General features: G+C 61.8%; 18 protein-coding genes. 16 read left to right on the top strand and 2 right to left on the bottom strand.

Annotated elements, in window-relative coordinates; genetic code table 11:
- Window positions 1-524: 524 nt before the first annotated feature.
- Window positions 525-1166 carry a ParA family partition ATPase gene (gene parA, locus A39O_RS0104815; RefSeq protein ID WP_020503574.1) on the top strand — a complete coding sequence of 214 codons (642 nt, stop codon included), beginning with the start codon at window positions 525-527 and terminating at the stop codon, window positions 1164-1166.
- Window positions 1159-1410, top strand: a complete 252-nt coding sequence (locus A39O_RS0104810) for a ribbon-helix-helix domain-containing protein (protein ID WP_020503573.1) — start codon at window positions 1159-1161, stop codon at window positions 1408-1410. The genes parA and A39O_RS0104810 overlap by 8 nt, the downstream gene beginning before the upstream one ends.
- Before the next feature lie 584 nt (window positions 1411-1994).
- Here A39O_RS0104810 and A39O_RS43360 read toward each other — a convergent pair.
- Window positions 1995-2135 carry a hypothetical protein gene (locus tag A39O_RS43360; RefSeq protein ID WP_020503572.1) on the bottom strand — a complete coding sequence of 47 codons (141 nt, stop codon included), beginning with the start codon at window positions 2133-2135 and terminating at the stop codon, window positions 1995-1997.
- Between the two features lie 486 nt (window positions 2136-2621).
- On the opposite strand from A39O_RS43360, the gene A39O_RS40345 reads away from it, so the two are divergent.
- The 14 genes from A39O_RS40345 to A39O_RS32020 all read left to right on the top strand — a co-directional run bounded on the left by A39O_RS40345 (window position 2622) and on the right by A39O_RS32020 (window position 20066).
- On the top strand, window positions 2622-7250 hold the full coding sequence (locus tag A39O_RS40345; protein WP_157639641.1) for a phosphoribosyltransferase: 4629 nt from the start codon (window positions 2622-2624) through the stop codon (window positions 7248-7250).
- 3 nt (window positions 7251-7253) lie between these two features.
- A complete protein-coding gene (locus A39O_RS37810; RefSeq protein WP_083924519.1) occupies window positions 7254-8759 on the top strand; it encodes a metallophosphoesterase family protein in 1506 nt (501 codons plus the stop codon).
- 530 nt (window positions 8760-9289) lie between these two features.
- Entirely contained in the window at window positions 9290-10048 is a 759-nt protein-coding gene (locus A39O_RS0104790) for a DsbC family protein (RefSeq protein ID WP_020503569.1), read from the top strand.
- On the top strand, window positions 10045-10263 hold the full coding sequence (locus A39O_RS0104785; protein WP_020503568.1) for a hypothetical protein: 219 nt from the start codon (window positions 10045-10047) through the stop codon (window positions 10261-10263). The genes A39O_RS0104790 and A39O_RS0104785 overlap by 4 nt, the downstream gene beginning before the upstream one ends.
- Window positions 10260-10646: a TraV family lipoprotein gene (locus A39O_RS36210; protein ID WP_020503567.1), complete on the top strand. Its 387-nt coding sequence runs from the start codon at window positions 10260-10262 to the stop codon at window positions 10644-10646. The genes A39O_RS0104785 and A39O_RS36210 overlap by 4 nt, the downstream gene beginning before the upstream one ends.
- Window positions 10647-10734: 88 nt before the next feature.
- Complete coding sequence (gene traA / locus A39O_RS0104775) at window positions 10735-11082, top strand: TraA family conjugative transfer protein (protein WP_020503566.1); 348 nt, start codon at window positions 10735-10737, stop codon at window positions 11080-11082.
- Window positions 11083-11136: 54 nt separating this feature from the next.
- Window positions 11137-11418, top strand: coding sequence for an RRXRR domain-containing protein (locus tag A39O_RS0104770; RefSeq protein WP_020503565.1), 282 nt, complete (start codon window positions 11137-11139; stop codon window positions 11416-11418).
- A complete protein-coding gene (traC, locus tag A39O_RS0104765) occupies window positions 11415-13811 on the top strand; it encodes a type IV secretion system protein TraC (protein ID WP_020503564.1) in 2397 nt (798 codons plus the stop codon). The genes A39O_RS0104770 and traC overlap by 4 nt, the downstream gene beginning before the upstream one ends.
- On the top strand, window positions 13804-14160 hold the full coding sequence (locus tag A39O_RS32030) for a hypothetical protein (RefSeq protein WP_040527134.1): 357 nt from the start codon (window positions 13804-13806) through the stop codon (window positions 14158-14160). The genes traC and A39O_RS32030 overlap by 8 nt, the downstream gene beginning before the upstream one ends.
- Complete coding sequence (locus A39O_RS0104755; RefSeq protein ID WP_020503562.1) at window positions 14157-14663, top strand: S26 family signal peptidase; 507 nt, start codon at window positions 14157-14159, stop codon at window positions 14661-14663. The genes A39O_RS32030 and A39O_RS0104755 overlap by 4 nt, the downstream gene beginning before the upstream one ends.
- Window positions 14650-15927 (top strand): TrbC family F-type conjugative pilus assembly protein, encoded by a 1278-nt coding sequence (locus A39O_RS0104750; protein ID WP_020503561.1) that lies wholly within the window; start codon window positions 14650-14652, stop codon window positions 15925-15927. Before A39O_RS0104755 ends, A39O_RS0104750 begins: the two co-directional genes overlap by 14 nt.
- Before the next feature lie 77 nt (window positions 15928-16004).
- Window positions 16005-16976 carry a TraU family protein gene (locus tag A39O_RS0104745; protein WP_020503560.1) on the top strand — a complete coding sequence of 324 codons (972 nt, stop codon included), beginning with the start codon at window positions 16005-16007 and terminating at the stop codon, window positions 16974-16976.
- A complete protein-coding gene (gene traN, locus A39O_RS36205) occupies window positions 16969-19377 on the top strand; it encodes a conjugal transfer protein TraN (RefSeq protein WP_020503559.1) in 2409 nt (802 codons plus the stop codon). Before A39O_RS0104745 ends, traN begins: the two co-directional genes overlap by 8 nt.
- Window positions 19378-19535: 158 nt before the next feature.
- Window positions 19536-20066 (top strand): DUF2726 domain-containing protein, encoded by a 531-nt coding sequence (locus tag A39O_RS32020; RefSeq protein WP_020503558.1) that lies wholly within the window; start codon window positions 19536-19538, stop codon window positions 20064-20066.
- On the opposite strand, the gene A39O_RS32015 is transcribed toward A39O_RS32020, so the two are convergent.
- Window positions 20038-20718: a hypothetical protein gene (locus tag A39O_RS32015; protein WP_020503557.1), complete on the bottom strand. Its 681-nt coding sequence runs from the start codon at window positions 20716-20718 to the stop codon at window positions 20038-20040. The genes A39O_RS32020 and A39O_RS32015 overlap by 29 nt on opposite strands.
- Between the last annotated feature and the right edge of the window lie 314 nt (window positions 20719-21032).

Genomic DNA, 21032 nt, shown 5'->3' with positions numbered 1-21032 from the left:
GGATCGCCTGGGCCTGTAACTGGACGGTCTTCCGGACCTGGGTACTGGGTCGGGCAGCGTTTTGGTATCCGGACGAACGCGACCGAATCCGCCTGCCGATCCGGCCGGAGCTTCTTTCCTTGGTCTCTTCCAAGATTCCTCGGAGACAACAAAATATGGAAGCAAGAAAGTTGGGAAGTTGGGAAGGGAGGATGTGACGTGCGTGGGGACCCGGCGGATGTTGAACCGTCCTCTGCGTGTCGCCGGGTGGGATGGTTCACCGTCTCGGACGAACGGGGGAAGCGATGAAGTAACGAAACGATGAGGGGAAGAAAACGGGAAGCCACCGGGTGCGCTGAACGCAACGGGTCCCGCCCTTGATCAAGCCGCGACATGGAATGTTGCCAGCAGGCGGCTTCAACGGAACGAAGGTAGAGATGAAGCGAGGAAGCGAAGAAGGAAAGAAGTTCAGAAGTTAGGAAGCAGGGAAGCAAAGAACCGTGGAAGTCATGTAACAATGTTGGATCAACCAGGGAGTGAAACCTGTGCCAAACGTCGTCGCCATCCTCAATCCCAAAGGTGGGTGCGGGAAAACCACCCTAGCCGCCCATCTGGCCCGGGCACTGCACCTCAAGGGGCAGACGGTCCTGCTCGCCGATGCCGACGCGCAAGGCAGCGCCCGTGACTGGCACAACGCGGGCGAAGGGAAAGCCGGCTTTCCCGTGATCGGCCTGGACCGGCCGACGCTCGATCGAGATCTGATCTCCTTGGGCGCACCCTATCAGTGGGTCTTCATCGACGGCGCCGCCAAGCTGGAGAAAATGATCGCGGCAGCCGTCAAGGCCGCGGACCTGGTGCTCATCCCGATCCAGCCCTCGCCGTTGGATATCTGGGCCTGCGACCCGCTGGTCGAGATGATCCAGGCGCGACAGACCGTCACGGACGGTAGCCCCGCGGCGGCTTTCGTGATCACCCGGTCCAAGAAGGGCACTCTCCTGGCGCGGGAAGTCGCCGACGCGATCAAGATCTACGGGTTCCCGATCCTGCAAGGGGCCATCTACGATCGCACGATCTTCGCGCGCTCCATGGCCGACGGGTCGACGGCCATGGACGACGAGCCCACGGGACCGGCCGCGTGGGAGATCCACCACTTGCTCAAGCAAATCCAGGAGGCGTTCGATGTCTGAACCGCGTTTGAAGGTCAAGCCGCGTCCAGGGCAATCGGCCGCGGGCAGCGGGACACCGTCGGACCTGGCGCCGCTGACCGCGCTGGCAGCGGCGGAGCCCACCGCGCGGCTCAACGTGCAGATTCCGGCGAAACTGCGCCAGCAACTGAAGATTCGGGCGGTACAGGAGGGGCGTACTGTTCAGGACCTGGTGAAGCAACTCATCGAAGAGTACTTGGCGTCGACCCACGAAACGCTTGGGTAAAGCCGGGCATCCGATCAACGTGCGGGGCAGGGCAGGACGGGCCAACGCCACCGGGCTCGCTTCCCAAGGCCGAAAGGGCAGAGGGGGCACGTCGGTCATCGCAGTTTGTGTGCGACTTGCCCGTGGGGGGAACCCCGCGTGTCGCACGACACCCTGCACGGCCTGGCTGAACGCCAGAGCCGGTTCAGCCCGATTTGTTCAATGGCGGTGCGCAACTCCCCGCCGACAGCGACTTGGAGGGTCGCCCTCGGTGACGGTCGAGCGTGCGCACGTGCGCTTTGGCGCTGACGCCCTGCGCCGGAGACTGTCCGCCACGGACCAAGTGGCCACGACCCTATTCCTGCAAACAGACGCCAGAGGGTCCAAGAACGTGTTAGTTTATGATTGATATAGTCGGCTTTTTCGCAGACACTTAATCGACTAAGTGGAGGCTGAGACGAACGGAGTCGTGGTGCCCCGTCTTGGAGGCATTTGCGCTACGCCCAGATATTGTCGTCACAACTGCCCCCAGGCACTATAAGTTGCGGTTTTTTCATTACAGCGGAATTAACTCTCTTGAGTCCGTTGACGCACCACGACGGGGGTTAAGGGGCCACCGTGACCAAAGCCGACATCCAGAACACCTGTTCGTGACGCTTGATCTCAGCAAACGCGAGACCACCGACCCTCACGAGCGCTTCTTCGAGGAGATCCGCATGTCGCTGGAGCGTGGCGAGGAGGTCCATCCGGGGTCGGGAACTTCAATCTGCACGAGAAGAAGGAGGGCTAGGGGGGAATGGCACTGACTTAAGGCGCTGGCCTAGCAGAAACAAGCGGTTGAGATATAGAGATGTCAGCGAAAAACGGACGCGGCCTCGATCATCGTTCCGGCCAGCGACGGCCTGTCCGCAACTGGAGGTCGAGGCTTTAGCCAGTGGCGATTCCCGAGATCTTAAAGAAAATCAGTGATGCCTGCACGCCGGACCGGCGAAAGCCTCAACCTCCAGTGGCCGAAACGATGACCAAGGCCAGGGCCGCGGGATCTGGCCCGGAGTCAAAAAACACCGCGGAAAATGCTACCTCCACTCCAGTGACAGATTGTCGATCTGTCCGTAAGTCGCTGATATGTATTTGTCGCGGCTTAAGTCAGTGCCATTCGGGCCTGTATCCTAAACTAGGCATTTGAACGATCAACCGAAAAATCGTATTACAGTCTTAAGGAATGCGCATCAATGCAGCCAATACCCCCACGGATTTCCCGACCACGGCAAGAAGGAAATACATGCATCTGGTCGATCGCCTCAGAGTTTCTCGAAAATGAAGCGCTAGGCGCAATGGGGTTTTTGCAGAGTTTGGTCACCTCTCCTCAAATTCATTACTGTCGCATAGACTTGGCGCGTGTTCAGTGGGCTGATCCGCTAGCGCTGCTTTATCTTGCTTTGATCCTTGCGGAATCGCCCCTGAAGCAATCGTCTACGACGCTTGATCTCGGCAGATCGAATCCTCGGAATGAAGCCCACGGTATTTTTCTTAAGTTCCTTGCACAGCAGGGCTTCCTAACGGCGTTTTCTGAATCCGCGATCATTATCTTCGACGGCGAGATACAGAACCAACATCGCGACGTTTCTTTATTTAGATTGCGCATGGCTTCTCAGGCCCAAGCAACCCATTTTCAGAATGCCGACTGTATCTTTGCCAGGATCATTCGCGTCGATGATTTATCTGAGCACAGGCTACAGCAGCGAGTCGAAGAGTTCTTAGAGGAAGCACGGACCCGCGCCGTTACAAATCCTTTCTATTCGGATCCTCTCTCAAGGGATATGTTATTTCAGAAATTACGAAAGCTACTTCATGAACTATTGCTAAATGTGGCGGAACACTCTCATCTGCCGGGCCAGCCGGCGTATGCAGGAGTATTTGCAAGAGTCAGGGGAGCCAAACCGCAACGCGCCGAAGAAGCCGGCCGCTGGTCCGACCTATTTAATAAATGTAATAGCATTTATGGTCAATCACAGTTTCTACCGAATCCGTATGCCGACTGGTTGGAATTATACCTATGTGACGCAGGAGTTGGCCTAACCTCAAGGATAGCTGAGTGGCGGGCTCCGGCCGGAGATCCAGACGCAGCACGCAGTTTGGCTGCCGCTCAAGCTGCAAGCAACCCACTACGTTCAATAGCACCCAGTCTTTTTAAGACGCCACTATCGCGATTCCCGCGCCACAATTCGCAACGTACCGCTGTCACCGGTCTTCAGCACCTCGGTAACATCCTGTCCCACGGAGGAGACTACTGCCGCCTTTACGCCCAATTCGGTACCTGGGTTGGTGGGCAGCATCCCTGGGGTTCAACAGTTACCGGCTCCCAAAAAGACGTCACAAAAGATCCGCGCTATAGCACCCTTGTTGCTGTTTCTGGCACGGCCTACGTCTTTAGTATACAACCTAGTCACCGAACTTTTAGCCAGCAGGAGGATGCTTGGGTTTTGGCCGATAGCGATGCTAGAGCAAGGATAGTTGGTGCATTGTGTCACCATGGGAATATCGCTAGTACTATTCGCGTCGAATATTACGAGTTTTGTGAGAAGCAATCTTGCGCTCCCCCACTTAGCTTCCCACCGTCGGAATCGGCTGATGTTATGGTAATGCGTCCGCCAAGGCTTGTAAGCAAACAAGATCTTGCGAAATGGTTACTTTTGCTTGCCGGAGATCGAGGTGCGTCCCCCTCCCGTCGGGTTCGCACTTTTGTGATCGCTGAATTAACCCCTTTTCAGACGCTGACTTTACGCGAGCTTCTCTTGCATGTTGTCGTTCATGAGAGCAGCCATCTGGATATTCTCCTCGTAGCGCAAAACTGGGCGGTTACCTGTCTCTGTACATCACCCGGCGAACATAGGCTGACACCGAATATTCTAAAAGCAGAGCGATTTTTTTATCCCACTAAAGATTCAAACGCCTTTGGGGCTAAAGACTTAGCCGTCCGCCTTCAACTGGCAGACTCGGAGTTGTTTTGGGAATCACCCGACTCGCCATTCTTTCGGGACGCGCCGGTCGAGTGGCTAAATGATCAGGGTCAAGTTGAGTGTGTCTTGAGACGCTACCTAGATCTTCCCCTAGCTCTAACGGATCCGCAGCGCTATGCGGCAAGTTTACGTGCGGTTCGGCGATTAATAGAGCTTCATCCTGATCACTATTTCGTACCGGGAGACGATTTGGTCGCATCTCTGGTAAACGAAGCGCAACTTGAGACTTATACTCCTACGACCTTGGAGGAAAAACTCAGTAAGAAAATTGTTGTCGGAAGTGTCGGCGTTACGCTGGCGACTGTCCAAGAAAGTGCGGAGGGATCTGAATCAACTATGCATCTTATGATTCATCGAGATGCGAACCCAGATGCTCATCCGCATGCACTAGTTGCGCTGTTGTGGCTATCGCAACTCCCTAATTTCCAAGATACTGATCTTGACCCCTGTCGTGTGGCAGTCGGGTCCCCTTGGCGCCGAATACCGCATACACCTTTTATCGCCCCTGCGGGAGAGAAATCTATTTCCATACTTCGGTATATGCGAAGTACAGCTGACTTCCTCGATTTTTCAAGGCCATGGTACGGACGGACACCCGAGGACACATACAACGATTTTGATCGTCTACGCATATTGAAACTCGGTCACTGGAAATACGGGAACCACCACGACCTAATAACAGTAAATTTATGGCTTGCATTCCAATTGTCATCCCTTTCTGCCGAGCCGCTATTTTCTTGGCTTTATGAGCAATTTCGTGATCTTTTTTGTCCGCAAGGTGCCTCCACCACGACACGAGCTCAGGTCCTGATATATCCGTCTCATCGCGTAACCGACACGATAGTTGATCGCATTCGAAGGGACCCAATGTTCCGTGATTCCAAGCCAGTAGGTGGTATGATCCCGGTAAAATTTCTTGGCATACACACGGTTTCTCCTCTTCTCGCATCGCACATGGTCGCCCACCATATTGAGTCTCTTATTGAAAAGCTCTCTTTGACCTCGTGGTCGGGCGTAATTCTCGATGACGGTGCAGTTACAGGTAAGCACCTCCGCGAACTGACTCAATTTCTCCAAAGTTTGGGCGCAAGAGAGGTATACACGATCGCTTTGATTGACCGAACGGGATTACCTGCGCAAGATGGCGTCATGCCGCGCTTCTTAGAGCGGCATCGGCGGTTCTGGCGTTGGGACGTTCCGACCCTAGGACATGGTCGAGATTGTCCGCTTTGCCAAGCGCTAAATATAGCGCAAACGGCCGCAAATAAACTGTTCTCGCAAAGGCAACGGAGTCGCCTGAGCGAATGGGAGCTGATCTGGCGAGCACGTGATTTGGAGCGAGAATGGCATCAAGCAGGTTTGACTTCAGTTCCATTTCGATCTGGGCTACCGATAACATTCGGAATCGATGGGGATGCGACTAGCGGCGCGGGAAAGAAGAAGATCTTTGCGAATAATTCAACAGCCGCAGCAGCGCTTCTCATTGAACTTACCCGTCTCACTACACGTGCAGACGTTGCAATGAAGAAGGCGCGCGATGTGACCGTAGATTATCCTGCCGCTGCGATCGAGATCCTAGTCGCGCAAACCCTATTGTTTTTCGATGAATTACGGATTGGTGAAAAACGCGAGAGAGTTGATTTGCTCTTGCAGCTTCTGTGGGGTGTTCCTACTACAGGTGATATCACTGCGCTGGCGGGCCTATTGTTCGCCCTAGTGGATCATGACGTACTCCACTACATTTGGGAGCGCTGTCGAAGTGAGTATCTGAAGGAGCGCTTACTGAGAAATCTTGACGCGATTCTAGCGATTAATATCATTCGCTATCGCCATCAATTCATTTCCGGGCAGCATTATATTCCAGGCGGGTTGGCAACGCAGACTGAGAGGGATAATTTTATTCTTTTAGGGGGCGGCGATCTTCGGGCATTAGTTCGGGGATTTCTTAAGTTGTATCGCAACCCGGACATACAAGACCGCATCAGCGATCACACGACGCCACTTCGTGAGCGGTTTCTTCGTATCTTGGATGGTGGTTATTGCGACCCCAAGAGTGTGCACGCAGAGTTACTCGCACTGGTATCGAATTCGCAGCTGATCAGCAATATCATTGAAGGTCTGGCGGATGAAGGCGCAATTTCGGATCCGATCGACCTCACAAATCTACAAGCGGCTACGGATGCCTTGGAGAAAATTGGTTGCGAAGATTGCTCTACTCAGCATGGTGAATCGTGTGGAGATGGCATAAGGGCAGCAACGGAGGTGGTCTACCGGCTTCTATACGGCGGCGATTCGCTTAGAGGAATTTTTCGGGTTGCTGCAAATCAGTTCCTTCGGCGGGTCCATGGGCCAACCGGTCTTTCACGTTTCATCGGGGACATAGCGTTGGATGTTTGCTCTCGATGGACCGAATTGGTCAATAATCGGTGTCGGGAAGAGTCGGCGCAACGATGGCTTAAAGGTGACGGAGTGCATCCTGAGATATCATGCGGGGTCATTCCGCCAGCTACTGAGTTCTGGCTATATTGCGATACGTTCGTGACTGGCGTTATAAGGGATCTCTTTCAAAATGTTTTCCACACACCGCATAGGACGCATAACCCATGGGATTCGTCGGACGCTCAAGAGGCGGACCTGTGGTGGCGCGTGGTTGTTGAGGGGGACTATCTGGTTCTCGAGTTGATCAATATCACGGTTGATCGTGCCATATCACTCAAGCAATCTGTTTGTATCGCTGGTTTAGAGAGAACTGGCGGTACTGTCACGGTGGCAATCGTTGATAATAAGGCCATCACGCGAGCGACTATTCCAATGCACTCCGCATTTTTCAAAGAGAGCTGACCTATGAAATTCAAGGTGCTAGTAATAGATGATCGGCTTGGTGTGGAGAGTAGGCGCAACGGATATGTGCGTTTAGCGCAAGAAATTGAGGCAAGAGTCCCCGGTTTCTCGATAGAGTTAGACTGGGCCGAGCGCCCTTCAGATATTACTATTAAGTTACGGCAGAACCGGTATTCTGCGGCTCTAGTCGATGCGGTTCTTACTGAACTGTGGCCGTCGGAATGCGATCTCGATTTCGCTATGAGTAAGCTTGATGACAGCATCCCCATCGCCTTGCTGAGCAGTCACTGGGATGACACCAACGCTGCACAGTTAAACCGCGCGTTGCTTAGGCCCAATTGTAACACAATACTTCACTGGAGAGATATTGCCGGAGAAGGGGGTGGGTGCATTGAATATGCGGTAGCACAGTTTTCCGGAATGATTGCGAATCGGCAGCACTTACGGCTTTCCTTAGACGGCGAGACTTCGGATTCAATCCGAATTCTCCATATCTCCGATCTTCAGTTTGGTGGAATTGACGCCAGCAAGGTTGAGTTGGAGGCGATGCGTAGCGCGGATAGAGTTCTGGCAGCCTGGTCGAACCAGCCTCCCACATTCATTGCATTTTCTGGAGACATTGCCGAGCACGCACTCCCCTCGGAGTATAAGAGTGCATTGCGGTGGCTCGAGTTCTTCTTTGGGCGTCTCGGCATATCTTGGCCGCCGAATGGTGAGTTATTGGTCGTTCCAGGGAATCACGATGTAAGCATAGCGATTGCTGCTGCGTCGAGGATAGAGTTAGAAAGGGATGAAGGAAGCGACAGTCTAGCGCCGCGACTTGCGAGCACCGTAAAAAATGCGGATCTAATCACCGAGGCATATGCCCCTTTTCGGCAATTTATGAAGACTGCCGCGCACGCGCCGTTGCTAAGCGAAGAGGTCGATGAGACGTCTTTTGCATGGGTTGAGGCTCGCTATAGGCACTTGGGTGTGGTTTTCTATGGAATCAACACCGCATGTCCCGCTAGTCCGCATGGTGTTCCAAAGAGACAGGTTGATGCGAATGCACTTGCGCAAATTGGTGTGGAGATTGGTCGCTCGGTCAGTAGCGGTGAAAAGGACGGGCCACTTATTATCGGTATATCGCATCACAGCCCGATTTCGGCAAGTGGCGACAAGAGTGTGACCAATCCAGAGGATTTCGCAACCTTTTTCAAGGGGCGTCTAAAAACGGCTTTGTTCTTGCACGGTCACATTCACGAACAAGCCGTGCAATATCTTAGCGAGGACGGTTTCCGCATGGTTCGGAGTTGCGCTTCTACCCTTGCAAAAGAGGGTTCGGCGCGACCTCGGGATAGCCTCCGGGGATTTAATCTTCTTGAGCTGTCATCAGTTGATGGGCGGCGAAATGCGCGGCTTTGTGCGTCATCGTTTGGGTGGATTGGAGGGACGATAAAAGAGATTTCGTCGGGTGAGTGGGAGCGTGACTATGACGGGATGTTCCGCGAGGCGCGAGTAAGGCCATAGGAGTAGGTGCTACACTCCGGAAATGACTGATCGTCGCCGCATCGCGTGAGACACGCAAGATGGCTTTGCTGTCTTGGTTCGGATCGGAACCAAGGCTTGGCATAGACGACTTGATGCGCCATGCGGATGTTGGACTGATTGCTGGCTTGATATGCCGAGGTACCAAGATTTCAGGCTCTGCATAAGGGGCGGGTCCGGTCAGTCAATGGCCGTCTCTCGGCGTGGAAGACGCCCGGCTGCACGTTTCTCCCACAGCAGCAGGCGCCTTGTGCGGTCACTGTCGCGCTCGTCGGCAGCGATCCGGTTCGCGCCGCAGGGAGCCCGCCCCGAGTGTCGAGCCTCCTGATTCGCGGTGTCTAGCAGTGCCGACTGGGAAGGTATCCAGACAGCGTGGTTTTGGGAACTCTGGTTGGTGATTTTACCTCGGTTTCCCGCATTCCCCCCCGAAAACCGAACTTTGAGCGCTCACACCCACCCCCCCTGATCAGGCACCCTGACGGCACCTTCACAGCCGGTCCGGGTCCCCGTCAATGCGCTTCTCCAGGTTTTCAGGGCTGCTCGCCGTGGCACTCGCCGCACCGCCCTATGCCCTCTGGGCCGAGCCCGCCGCTACCCTGGGCACCATCCTGGGCAACAGCGACACCGCGATCCGTCGCATGGCCCGGCTGCCGGTGGGCGGCCTCCAGGCGGTCGAGACCACCGACGGACAACTCCTGTTCATCTCCGACACCGGGCGCTACGTGGTCCGGGGCAACGCCTACGACCTGTGGCACGGCGTGGCCTTGACCTCGCTGGCCCAGGCCGAAGAACTGGCCGGGCGCATCGCTCTGAAGCATCTGAAGCTCGACGTTGCCGACCTGGGCGCGCTCGACCTCGGCACGGGTCCGGAGGTCGTGGCCTTCGTCGACCCGCAATGCCCCCATTGCGCCGCCTTTTTCAAGGACATCGCGTCGCTCACGGACCGCTATCGGTTCCGCTTGATCCCTCTGCCCATCGGCGAGGACTCCCAGTCCGAGGTGCTGGCCGTGCACTGCCTGGCCACCACCGACCGTGCCGCCGCGCTCGCCGCACTCCTGGAACACCCGACNGACGTGCCGGCGGCGACGGGCACCTGCGGACAGCAGACAGCGCAGCGCACCTTGATCACGGCCCAGATGTTCGGGGTGGGAGGGACCCCCTTCGTGATCGCGCCCGACGGACGCCTCCATCAGGGCCGCCCGGATGACCTCGCCGGGTGGCTCGCCGGCACCCCGACGGCAGTGCCCAACGCCGGGGAGGGCGGGCAGTGAACCGCGCCGGCTGGTGCTGGCCGCTCGTCCTGTTCCCGCTGGCGGCGCTGTCCGGATGCGCCAGCGACAACGCGACCTTCGCCTGCCCTGGATTGCCCGGTCAGCCGCTGTGTTTGCCCACCTCGGCTATCTACCGCCTGACGGACGGGGCCGGGCCACCGCCCGCCGCGGAGCGCCGTCCCAGCACCATCACCACCAGTGGGAGCTTCTTATGAAACGCATCAGGAGGGTTGTTGCACTGCTCCTGCTGAGCGCCCTGGCCGGCTGCGCCACGCCCCAACCGCCGGGTCCCAGGGTCGCCGGACCGGATCAACGTCCGCCGCAGTTCGCACCGCAGCGCGTGTCGTCCACCACGATGGCCGTCTGGCTCGCGGCCTGGGAGGACGACAAGGGCGATCTGCACGCACCGGCGACCGTGTATGTGGAGGTGGACCCGCAGCGTTGGAGTTACGCCGACCCGTCCACGCCCGCGCGTTACACCGTGTTGCGTCCGTTGCAGGTGGAGCAACGCCCGACCGATGCGGGGGAGCCCCGTAGCGCTGCCCCGCCACCATCGACCCCGCTCCCGCTGCCGCCGACGGCGCGGCGCGGGGCCTAGTGAACCCCCTGGCCCGACGCCGTGCGCCGGGTCATCGGCCACCCGCCGGACGACCGGCAATCATCATCCGCAGCACGCAGGAACCCCTATGCAACCACACCCCTTCCAGCCGGGACTGTCGCCCCGGCAACACACGACGCTGATGGCCCTCGGCCTGTTGGCGTTCATGGCCGCTCTGATGCTGGTGGCCGATCCAACGCTCGCGGGCACCGGAGGCTCCGAGTTCAACCCGCTCTACACCAAGCTGTCGGATTGGATGACCGGCTACCTGGGCCGCGTCGTGGCGGCGGTGTTCATCATCGTTGGGTTGGTGGCGGGTGTCACCCGCGGGTCGGTGATGGGCTTCGTCTTCGGGGTCGCGGCCGGAACCGGCCTATTCCTGGCGCCGAATGTCATCGACGCCACGGTGTCCGCCACGCTGCCGCTGCTCGCGTAGCCCAGCACTCACCGGCCTGCACGCCGAGTCGCGACGGGAAACCGTCATCCACCCATGCCGCGCTATCTGATCACCGTTCCCGCCGCCGTGTGGTCCGTGCTGGCGTCCCTTTCAGACACTGAGCGGGACCGCGTGCTCGCCAGCGCCCTGGCACCCAGCCACGGCGGCACGGACCCGGTGCAGGTGCGCGACCTGGACGAGCACAGTCTGGCGCCCTGTAGCCCCGCGCGGGCGCGCCAATTGGTTCGGCGCGGGACCGCGCAGTGGGTGTCCTACTCCCCGCCGGTCATTCGCCTGACCCGCCGTCAATCACCCCACACCGGAGAAGCACGTTGATCCATCGTCAGTTTCGCGGTTCGCGTGCGGCCGGACTCTTTCCGGTGCTGGCCTATGAACCCGACCAGCAGATCTTCGTCCTGGACGACCTGTCCCTGGGTTTCGGGTTCGTCTGCGAGCCGCTGGCGAGCGCCGACCGCGCGCAGGCCGATCGGCTGTCGGTGTTGATGAACCTGGACTGGCCAGCGGAGACACTGGTGCAGATCGCCTTGTGGGCTTCGCCGGACATCGAAGAGCGCCTGGCGCGGATGCAGGCGTTGCGCATCGGCCATGGCGACGAGTTGCTGCGGGCGTCGACCCAACGGCGCGCCGCGTTTCTGCGGGCCGGGACCGAGGCGCCGCTCGGGCCGGCCAGCGAGCTGCGCCTGCGCGACCTCCAGGTCATCGTCACCGTCAAGCTGCCCATCGCGGAAGGCAAGCCAACCCCCCGCGAGATCACGGACGCGGCCGTTCTGGGCGCGACGGCGCTGCAAGTGTTGAAGACGGCAGGGTTGCGGCCGGTCGCGCTGACGGCGGACCGCTATGTGCGGCTCATGTCGACCCTGCTGAACTGGGACGCACAAGCCGGCTGGCGCGACCGGATCGTGCCCGAGTGCGATCCGGACCGGCTCATCCGCGAGCAGTTCTTCGACCTCAGCCACGCGTTGGAGGTGGATGCGCAGGGCCTCACGCTCGGCACGCACCGGGCGCAAACCTTCTCGGTCAAGCGCTTTCCCGACCGGGTCGCCTTCGGCATGGCCGCGCGTTATATCGGCGATGGGGTCTCGGGCACGCGCGGCATCCGCCACAACGTGCTGATCACCCTGTCGGTCCGTTTTCCGGACCCCGAGGCGCTGCGGACCAAGCTGTCGGCCAGCCGCCAATGGGCCACCCACCAGGCCCTCGGCCAGTTGTCCCACTATCTGCCGACCTTGCATCAGACCAAGACCGGCTATGACGGGCTCTTCCAGTGTCTGGACAACGGCGACCGTCCGATCCACTGCTATCTCGGCATCGTGCTTTTTACGCCGCTGGCGGAGGCGACCGCGGCCGGCTCCAATCTGCGCACCTATTGGCGCGAGCTGGGCTTCCAAGTCATGCCGGACCAATTCTTTTCGCTCCCCTTGTTCCTGCATTGTCTGCCGTTCGGCGCCGACCGCGATGCCATCCCCCACATGATGCGGTATCGCACCATGGCCGCGAGCCATGCGACGACCCTGATGCCGGTGTTCGGCGACTGGAAGGGCACGGGGAGCCCGGTGCTCAACCTGGTCGGGCGCGCCGGACAGCTCATGGATTTCAACCTCTTCGACTCGGCCACCAATTACAACGCGGTGGTCGCGGCGTCCTCCGGGTCGGGGAAGTCCTTTCTCGCCAACGAACTCCTCGCCACCAACCTCAGTGTGGGTGGACGGTGCTGGGTGATCGATGTCGGGCGCAGCTACGAGAATCTTTGCGAGGCCCTGGGCGGGCAGTTCGTGGCCTTCACCAAGGAGGCGCAGCTCTCGGTCAACCCCTTCGGCCTGATTGGCAGTTGGGAGGAGGAGGCCGATGTGGTGTGTGCCCTGGTCACCGCCATGGCCGCCCCGACGCAGCCGCTGCTCGACATCCAGAGCGCCGGGCTCAAGCGCGTGCTCAAAGCGGTGTGGGATCGGACCGGTCCGGCGATGGACATTGATGCCATCGCCGCGGCGCTGGCCGCCACGGACGATCCGCGCCTGCGGGATGTGGGGCAGCAGCTCTATCCGTTCACCTCACAGGGCGAGTACGGACGGTTTTTCTCGGGTGCCAACAGCATTCAGTTCGCGTCGAACCTGGTGGTCCTGGAACTCGAAGAGCTGAAGGGACGCAAACACCTCCAGCAAGTCATCCTGCTGATCCTGATCTACCAGATCCAACAGGTCATGTACCTTGGCGACCGTGCTCAACCCAAGCTGGTCTTCATCGACGAAGCCTGGGATCTGCTGACCCACGGGGATGTGGCGAAGTTCATCGAGGCGGGTTACCGGCGCTTCCGCAAGTACAACGGCGCGGCGATCACGGTTACCCAGTCGCTCAACGATCTCTACAACAACCCGACCGGGCGGGCCATCGCCGATAACAGTGCCCATACGCTGCTGCTCGCCCAACCCGCGCAGGCCATCGACCAACTCCACGCCGAGAACCGCCTGCCGCTGTCGGCGGGCGGGGTCGAACTGCTGAAGTCGGTCCACACCGTACCCGGGGCCTATTCGGAAATCATGACCTTGACCGACCGCGGGGCGGGGATCGGCCGGCTGGTGGTGGACCCGTTCCGCCGGCTCCTGTATTCGACGCGTCCGCAGGATGTGGCCGCCATTCGCGCGCTGCGCCAGGAAGGGTATTCGGTGCGCGACGCGATCAACCGACTGTTGGGACATCAGGCCGATGGATAAGCCGCCGACCCCCGCGTCAGGGCGGATGGCAGGGCCGCGGCGGTTCGGGTGGGTGCCGCTTGTGCTGGCCACCCTGGCGAGCGGTGCGCTCGGCGCGTTCCTGGCCGTGCGTCCGCTGCGCAGCGAGTTCGCCACGCGCCCGCCGGTGGTGATCCTCGACGCCGCGGAGGCTTTGCGTGGGGTGCCGGCGGCGCAGGTCGGTCCGGTGATCGCGCGGCAACGCGACATCGCCCGTCGTTTGGCCGCCGGCGGCGTGCTGGTGCTCGATCCGCAAGCGGTCGTTGCCGCGCCGGCTGGTTTGTACCTGCGGACCGAGCCTCAAGAGGCGGACCCCGGGGGGCGTCCATGACGAACCACATGGCATCGCGAGCCTTCGTGGTCCGTGCCGGACTGAGCCTCCTCGTCATGGCGGCTCTGGGGCTCTATCTGGGCACCCGTTTCCGGATCGGGATCGACAGTCAGGTGCACCAGTGTCTGCCACCGTATAGCGTCTGGCTGATCGACCGGCATGACCGGGCACTGGTGCGTGGTGCGACCTACAGCTTCTTCGCCGGTGACGCCATGGCCCCGTTCTTCAGTCCCGGACAGCGCGTGGTCAAACGGCTGCGGGGGCTCCCCGGAGAGCAGGTCACCGTCACGTCCGAGCGGACCACGGTGAACGGGGTGACAATCGGCACAGGGCTCGCGCTGGCGGCCACCTTGCACCAGCCGCCGGAGGCCTTCGCCCGCCAGGTGACGCTACCCGCCGCTGCGGTGTGGATGATGGGGGACACCCCCGACAGCTTCGACGCGCGCTATTGGGGTCCGCTGCCGATCGTCCAGATCCGCGGGAGGGCGTATGCGCTGTTTTAGCACGGGTGCCGTGTTGATCCTGGTCCTCGCGCCCCCTGTGCCGGCGGCCTGCGCTGCCGATGCACTGGGACTGCGTGCCATCCGGGATCAGGCGCACGCGCTCGACGCGGCGGCGCGCACGGCGTCACCGCCGGCCTGGTTGCGTCTGACGCCGGCGACGGCGGGAGCCGCCGCCGGTGATAGCCTGGGGCGCAGCGCCCTGGCGCGGATGCAGGAGGCTCCCGCGGCGGTGTCGGCCTGCACGGATCTCGGGCAACTGTGCGGGACCGGTCAGGATGCCGTCCCGGTGACGCGCCCGGCCGCGGCGCCGGACGTGACCTACACCGTTCTGGTCTCCCGCAGCCTCGGGGCCGACGCGCTGCGGGCCATCTTCCGCGCGGCCACGGGTCTGGACGTGCGGTTCCTGTTTCGCGGGGTCGCCCCCGGTGAGCCGCTGATGGACATGATCAAGGCGATCCATGCGCTCCTGGATGGCATCGACCCGGTCCCGAATGTCGCGATCGATCCGACGGTGTTTCGCGCGGCTGGCGCGACCGTGGTCCCGTTGCTGATCGCCCGCGGTCCCGCTGGCGAGCTGGCGCGGGTGACGGGGCTGAGCGCCCCGGCGTGGCTGCGCGAGCAGATCCAAGCGGGGGCGCGGGGTGACCTGGGGGTCCGCGGACCCGCCGTCGCGATCAGCGAGGCCGACCTGATCGAGGAACTGCAACGCCGGGCCGCCGCCTTGGACTTGGACGCGTTGCGCGCGGGCGCGCTCCAGCGTTTTTGGCAGCGCGCGACCTTCGACGCCTTACCCGTGGTGACCGTGCCCCGCGAGCGCACCATCGATCCAACCATCACCGCGAGCGCCGACGTCCGGTTGCCCGACGGGACCACAGCGATCCAGGCGGGGCAGACCGTGAATCCGCTCGACCATGTGCCCTTCAGCCACCGCCTGATCGTCTTCGATGCGTCCGACCCGCGCCAGGTGGCGACCGCCCACCGGCTGGGCGAGACCGCCAGTGCGCAGCGTCCGTTGTACCTGGCGACCGCGTTCGACCGCGCGCTCGGCTGGGACGGGCTGCGCACCGTCGAGGACCGACTCGATGAGCCGGTGTACCTCCTCACGTCCGACGTGCGCACCCGGTTCGGCTTGGAGCGGGTCCCCGCGCTGGTCGAAGCCCGGGGGCGGGTGTTCGTGGTCCATGAGGTGCTGCCCGATGATCTGCCGACAGGGACGCCAGCCCCGCGTGCTGAGGAACCGTTGTCCGTGGAGTCCAAGCAATGACCGCCGTGTTCTCCCGTCAGGATCGGCAACACCGTCACGGGTTATCGCGGCTGGGCCTATGGCTCGCGTGCTGTCTCATGCTCGCCGGAACCGCGCCGCGGCTGAGCCAGGCCGCCGACCCCGGGTGTCCGGATGCGGAACTGTTCTCGGGCAAGCTGATGACCGATATCTGCTGGGCCTGTCTGTTGCCGGTGCGGATCGCGGGGATCCCGATCGGCGGCGGTGGTCAGGTCCCGGCCGGGGCGGCGGACAGCGCGTTTTGTGCGTGTTCCACCGGGGCCGGATTCACGATTGGCATGTGGGAGCCGGCGCGCCTCATCGAGCTGACCCATGCCCCGGGGTGTTCGTCCGCGCTGGGTGGTGCCCGGCTGCCCATGGGCAGTCGCCGGCTGATCGGGACCGAGGGCAAGAGCGCCTACGATGCCACGGATGTCGCCTTCTGGCACTACCACTGGTACGCGTTTCCGTTACTGATCTTGCTCGATCTGTTCTGGGATCAGCACTGTAACGCCGACGGGCTGATGGACGTCGACATCCTGTATCTGTCCGAACTCGATCCGACCTGGAACAACGGCGAACTGGCGTTCTTTACCAACCCGGAGGCCGCCTGGCTCGCCCATCCGGCGGCGCAGGCGGCCTGCCTCGCCGATGCGACGGCAGCCACCGCCGGGGCGCCCATTGACGCGCTGTTCTGGTGTGCCGGCACCTGGGGGAATCTCTATCCCTTCACCGGCACCCAACCGAACCTCGGGTCGGACCCCCGCGAGACGAGTCTGGCCGCGGCGCGCTCACTGGCGGCGCTCCACCGCCGGGGGATGGCGCGGCGGACCATGGGCAATGATGCCGTGTGCAAAGCCCCCATCGATTTTTTCGTCAAGAAGAGCGCCTACAAGCTCACGATGTTCTACCCACTCCCTGAAACGCAAAAGGCCCACGTGATCGGTCAGAGCACCTTCACCTGGGGTGAGTCCCGGACGATTCCCGGCCCTGGGGAGCATCAACTGTATCTGCTGTGGCGTTGGAATGACTGCTGTGCCATCGATGACTGAGTTCAATCCTTGGGCCTGGGGTCGCCGCCTGCTGGTCGCGGTGGTGAGCATCGCGCTCACCTGGACGCCGTGGGCGCTGGTGTGGGGCGATGCCTTTCGCGATGCCGCCCAGGCTGGTCAGGCGGCCGGGACGCAGTTGCGGATCACCGCCACCGTCCCGAGCGCGACGGGCAGTACCGTGCAGTTTCCGGCGAACGCGGGGGGACCCATCGCGATCGAAACGCTGTTTCCCGGCAGCAGCGCCGCCAACGGCGATCCCTTCGGTGCGTATTTCGGCAACCATACCGCAACCCTCACGGCGGGTCAGCAGGCGCAACATCACCTGGTCCATGACCCGTCATCGACGGGGGACGCCTACCGCACCCTGCGCACGGGGGTCGACCGTTCCCACCTGGATATCAGCCTGCAGGCGGCCTGGCAGCCGACCGATGCGCTTGCGGACAACCTCGGACACCTTACCCAGACCTTCGCCGACTGTCGTCTCCACAGCCAGTTCGCCCAGGGGTCCCGGACGCTGCATCTGCCCGACTATCGCGTCTGTGAACGGTTACCGCCGCCACCCCCCGAGATCAACTGCAGCGGGGCTACGGCGGGGCAGGTGCGCTATCGTTGCCCGCCCTTCGAGGGGTTGTATCCGGCGCCACTCCTGCAGGCGTGTGCTCCCATCGCCAGCCCGGACTTGGCGGCAGCGGGCGTGCGCTTTCACTGCCCCGACCTCCCTGGGGTTCCGGCGGGCGAGTACGGACCCGAGCAACTGAGCGGTTGTTACCCGGTCACGCTCGGAGTGGAGAACCTCGATCCCCTGGGCGGCCAGTGGGCGATACAACCGCCGGAGTGCCTCCAAGCGCTCGTGGCCAGCAACGCCGACCCCTTTTGCCGCATCGCCGCCCTCTGTACCCATCCGGCAACGGAAGGCGGCTGCCTCGGTACCTCAATTAACGCGAGTTGTGGGACCTTCCATCACGGGGCAATGGATTGCTGGGTCGATCCCCAAGGGGGAACACAGTGCCCCACCAACGCCGGCACCACCAACAGTTGTGCCGCGTTCGAGTCCGATGCCGCCTGCACCTTCGTGCGCAGCGCCTGCGTGGAGGGTGCCACCGGACCGGACGGCACCTGCCATGTGTTCGAGGAGACCTGGGACTGCGGGACGCCGGCCAGCGCCCCGGTCGTCACGCGGACCACCACCGTGGACTGCGCCGGGCCGGTCAACCTCCCGGGTGCGCCGGCGCCGCTGAGCCCCGTGCGTTGCATCGGCTCCGAATGCGCCAGTTTCCCCAGTGAGCAATCCGCGGATTTTGCCAAAGCGGCAGCGGCGTTGCAGGCCGCACAGCTGTCGGCCGCGGACATGGAGTGCGTACCGGGTGGCACCTGTGTCGTGTTCCCGGGGGAGGCCCGCGAATGCAAGCGGGCGGTGGGCGGCATCGTCAACTGCTGCAAGACGCCGGGGAACGCCTCGCTGGGTGATTATCTGGACCTGGTGTTTGCCATGAGCAAGATCAACAACGCCATCATGGGGATGGACAGCAGCAGCGCGGTGCGCGGCGCCTGGGAGACTTTGAGTGGTCCGATTTCCAATGCGTATAGTGCGGTGACCGAGCAATTCACCTCCGCTGCCAATACCCTGATGGGGCAGACCAGCGCGACGGTCAGCGAAAACGCGCTGAAAGCGGCGCTCAGTGAAGCCACGCAGCAACTTATGATGAAAGCGGTGGAATGGACCGCCAACCTCTTTGGGGAAGCGGCTGCCAATACGCTCTTCGTCAGCGCGGCCGGCGGCCCCGCGGTGTCGGGTGGGGTGGTGTCGAGCGCGGGTGTCGCCCTGGCGCCGATGCTCGTCAGTCTCATCAGCGTGGTCATGTGGGCCTATCTGATCTATCAGATCGTCATGATCCTGATCAAGATCATCTGGGAGTGCGAGCAAAGCGAATTCGAACTGGGCGCCAAGCGGGATCTGAAGTCCTGTGTGTTCGTCGGCGGGTATTGTCGCTCACGCACGCTGGGCTACTGTATCGAGAAGCGCGATGCCTATTGTTGCTTTAGCTCACCGCTGGCGCGCATCCTGCACGAGCAACTGCGGCCGCAACTGGAGCGGGGCTGGGGAACGGCCAAGGCGCCCGATTGCGCGGGGCTGAAGGTCAGTGATTTCCAGCGGGTCGACTGGAGCGCGGTGAACCTCGACGAGTGGATGGCGCTGTTGGTGCAAACCGGTCACTATCCGACGCTGGATACCCTGGGGATCGAACGACTGACGGGCAACGGCAGCGATTTGGCCACCAAGGCCGGGCGCCCGAACGCTGCCGCGCGCTCCATCGAGCGTGTCAGCGGCATGGATTCCGATCGCGCACGGGGCGCTGCCGAACGGCAACTGTGGGACGCGACCCAGACGGTGCCGAAGTAAGCCCACTTCCGCACTGCGGCCAAGGAGCGACACCAAGGGCCCTGAGCACCGCGTGACCACCGCTCCCTGACGTGTGGCAAGCGATTGGAAACGCTGTCAATGCTGCCTGGCAGGCGTCGCTGATCACGCCATTGATGCACCGTTTTTGTGGATAACTGATGCCTCACGATGTCCTCTCGCAACTCCGCCAACTGACGGCACTGCCACCGGTTGCGCTGCTCGCCAGCGCGGCCGTGCTGGTGCTGCTGATCATCGTGGCGGCGCGGCTGGTGGCTCCGCCCCGGTACGAGCGCAAGGAACGGCTGTTTTCACCCGCGGAGTGGGCGTTTTTCCGCGTCCTTGAAGAAACGGTCGGGTCGGAGTTCCGGATTTTCGCCAAAGTGCGGATCGCGGACGTGCTCAGTCCCAAGCAGACCGCAAACCGGCGGGCCTGGTGGCGCGCCTTCAGCAAGGTGTCCTCCAAGCATGTGGACTATGTCCTGGTGGATCGCGTCACCGGAGTCATCGCCGCCGCCCTGGAACTCGACGACAGGACCCATGACCGCCAGGACAGACGCGCGCGGGACGCTTTCGTGGATCGGGCCTTTGCCCAGGCCCGCGTGCCCCTGATCCGGGTGAAGGCGGGCCGGAACTATCAGCGGCGGGAACTGGCGGCGCGGATCAGTCAGGGAATCGCGGGGCGGGGGTAGCTTCGGGGTCGGCGCTTGCCGCCGCCGGGGTGTCCGCGGCGTCGTGCTCGACCACGACGTCCGTATCCGCGGTCGCCGCGGTCGCCGCGGCGACTTCGTCGGCCTTCCCGTCGCGTGCTGCCGCGTCGCGGGCGCGCCGCTCCAGGGTCATGATCTCACGGCCGATGCGCAGTAACGCCACCCGCCACGTATAGCCGGCCAGGGCCTTCTGCTTGCTGGTCAGCACGGCGTTCATCCACAGTGAATCGATCTCCATCATCAGGCGGTCGAGCACCTGGATGAGGACGGTGTACTGTGCCATCTGGGGTGATGAGATTTGGATCTTGAGGGTGACCGGGCGCGTGTATTTCACGTGGCGGGTGATGCCGCTTTGCTCGCGCAGCATCAACAAGCGCTGGCGTTCCTGTTCCATGGTCGTTGCGAAGGCCTGAATGTGCCCGTCAACCAGCGTCTCCACGGCATCCATCTCGTCGTGATCGCCGATGATGCGCAGCACCACGTCGATGGCGTAGAGGGCCGCCGCGACGCGGTAGTAGCCACGATCCAGGATGCGTTGCGCGTGGGAGGAGTGGATGGTGATGGTCTCCTCAAAGACCGGGCGGCTGAAGCGGGAGTCCTGGAGCGGTCGTTTCGAACGGCGGGGTTCGGCCATGGTGTGGGTCCGCGTGGTGGTGAACGGTTCGGGTACTGCCACGGTAGGCCACCTTCGGGCCGCTGGTAAGCCGCTGAAGGTTCGCAAAAATGTGGGCTTTGCGGGAAGCCATTGGCGACGCCGGTAGTGGCCAGGAAAATGCGCTGGCCGACGCTTGCAACCGCCTTTGAAATGCGCTACAACGCGGATTATGCGGTAGCTGGCCGCCCGGGGCGATGTGGACCCCGGAAGAGCAAGCCATCAACGAGTCTCATCCCGAAGTATTCCGGCGCGCTGCTGTTTTTCTCCGCGCCACTCGCTATGCGACCCAACCA

Origin of the sequence: Lamprocystis purpurea DSM 4197, from assembly GCF_000379525.1 — a bacterium.
Taxonomy (GTDB): domain Bacteria; phylum Pseudomonadota; class Gammaproteobacteria; order Chromatiales; family Chromatiaceae; genus Thiodictyon; species Thiodictyon purpureum.
Note: the sequence above shows the minus strand (reverse complement) of the source record. Positions and strands in the feature narration are given on the sequence as shown.

What these genes read in the sequence shown, in the direction of transcription:
- A39O_RS0104810 (WP_020503573.1), top strand. Translation starts at nt 1,159, where the DNA reads ATGTCTGAACCGCGTTTGAAGGTCAAGCCGCGTCCAGGGCAATCGGCC.
- A39O_RS43360 (WP_020503572.1), bottom strand. Translation starts at nt 2,135, where the DNA reads ATGGACCTCCTCGCCACGCTCCAGCGACATGCGGATCTCCTCGAAGAA.
- A39O_RS40345 (WP_157639641.1), top strand. Translation starts at nt 2,622, where the DNA reads ATGCAGCCAATACCCCCACGGATTTCCCGACCACGGCAAGAAGGAAAT.
- A39O_RS37810 (WP_083924519.1), top strand. Translation starts at nt 7,254, where the DNA reads ATGAAATTCAAGGTGCTAGTAATAGATGATCGGCTTGGTGTGGAGAGT.
- A39O_RS36210 (WP_020503567.1), top strand. Translation starts at nt 10,260, where the DNA reads ATGAAACGCATCAGGAGGGTTGTTGCACTGCTCCTGCTGAGCGCCCTG.
- traA (WP_020503566.1), top strand. Translation starts at nt 10,735, where the DNA reads ATGCAACCACACCCCTTCCAGCCGGGACTGTCGCCCCGGCAACACACG.
- A39O_RS0104770 (WP_020503565.1), top strand. Translation starts at nt 11,137, where the DNA reads ATGCCGCGCTATCTGATCACCGTTCCCGCCGCCGTGTGGTCCGTGCTG.
- A39O_RS32030 (WP_040527134.1), top strand. Translation starts at nt 13,804, where the DNA reads ATGGATAAGCCGCCGACCCCCGCGTCAGGGCGGATGGCAGGGCCGCGG.
- A39O_RS0104755 (WP_020503562.1), top strand. Translation starts at nt 14,157, where the DNA reads ATGACGAACCACATGGCATCGCGAGCCTTCGTGGTCCGTGCCGGACTG.
- A39O_RS0104750 (WP_020503561.1), top strand. Translation starts at nt 14,650, where the DNA reads ATGCGCTGTTTTAGCACGGGTGCCGTGTTGATCCTGGTCCTCGCGCCC.
- A39O_RS0104745 (WP_020503560.1), top strand. Translation starts at nt 16,005, where the DNA reads ATGCTCGCCGGAACCGCGCCGCGGCTGAGCCAGGCCGCCGACCCCGGG.
- traN (WP_020503559.1), top strand. Translation starts at nt 16,969, where the DNA reads ATGACTGAGTTCAATCCTTGGGCCTGGGGTCGCCGCCTGCTGGTCGCG.
- A39O_RS32020 (WP_020503558.1), top strand. Translation starts at nt 19,536, where the DNA reads ATGCCTCACGATGTCCTCTCGCAACTCCGCCAACTGACGGCACTGCCA.
- A39O_RS32015 (WP_020503557.1), bottom strand. Translation starts at nt 20,718, where the DNA reads ATGGCCGAACCCCGCCGTTCGAAACGACCGCTCCAGGACTCCCGCTTC.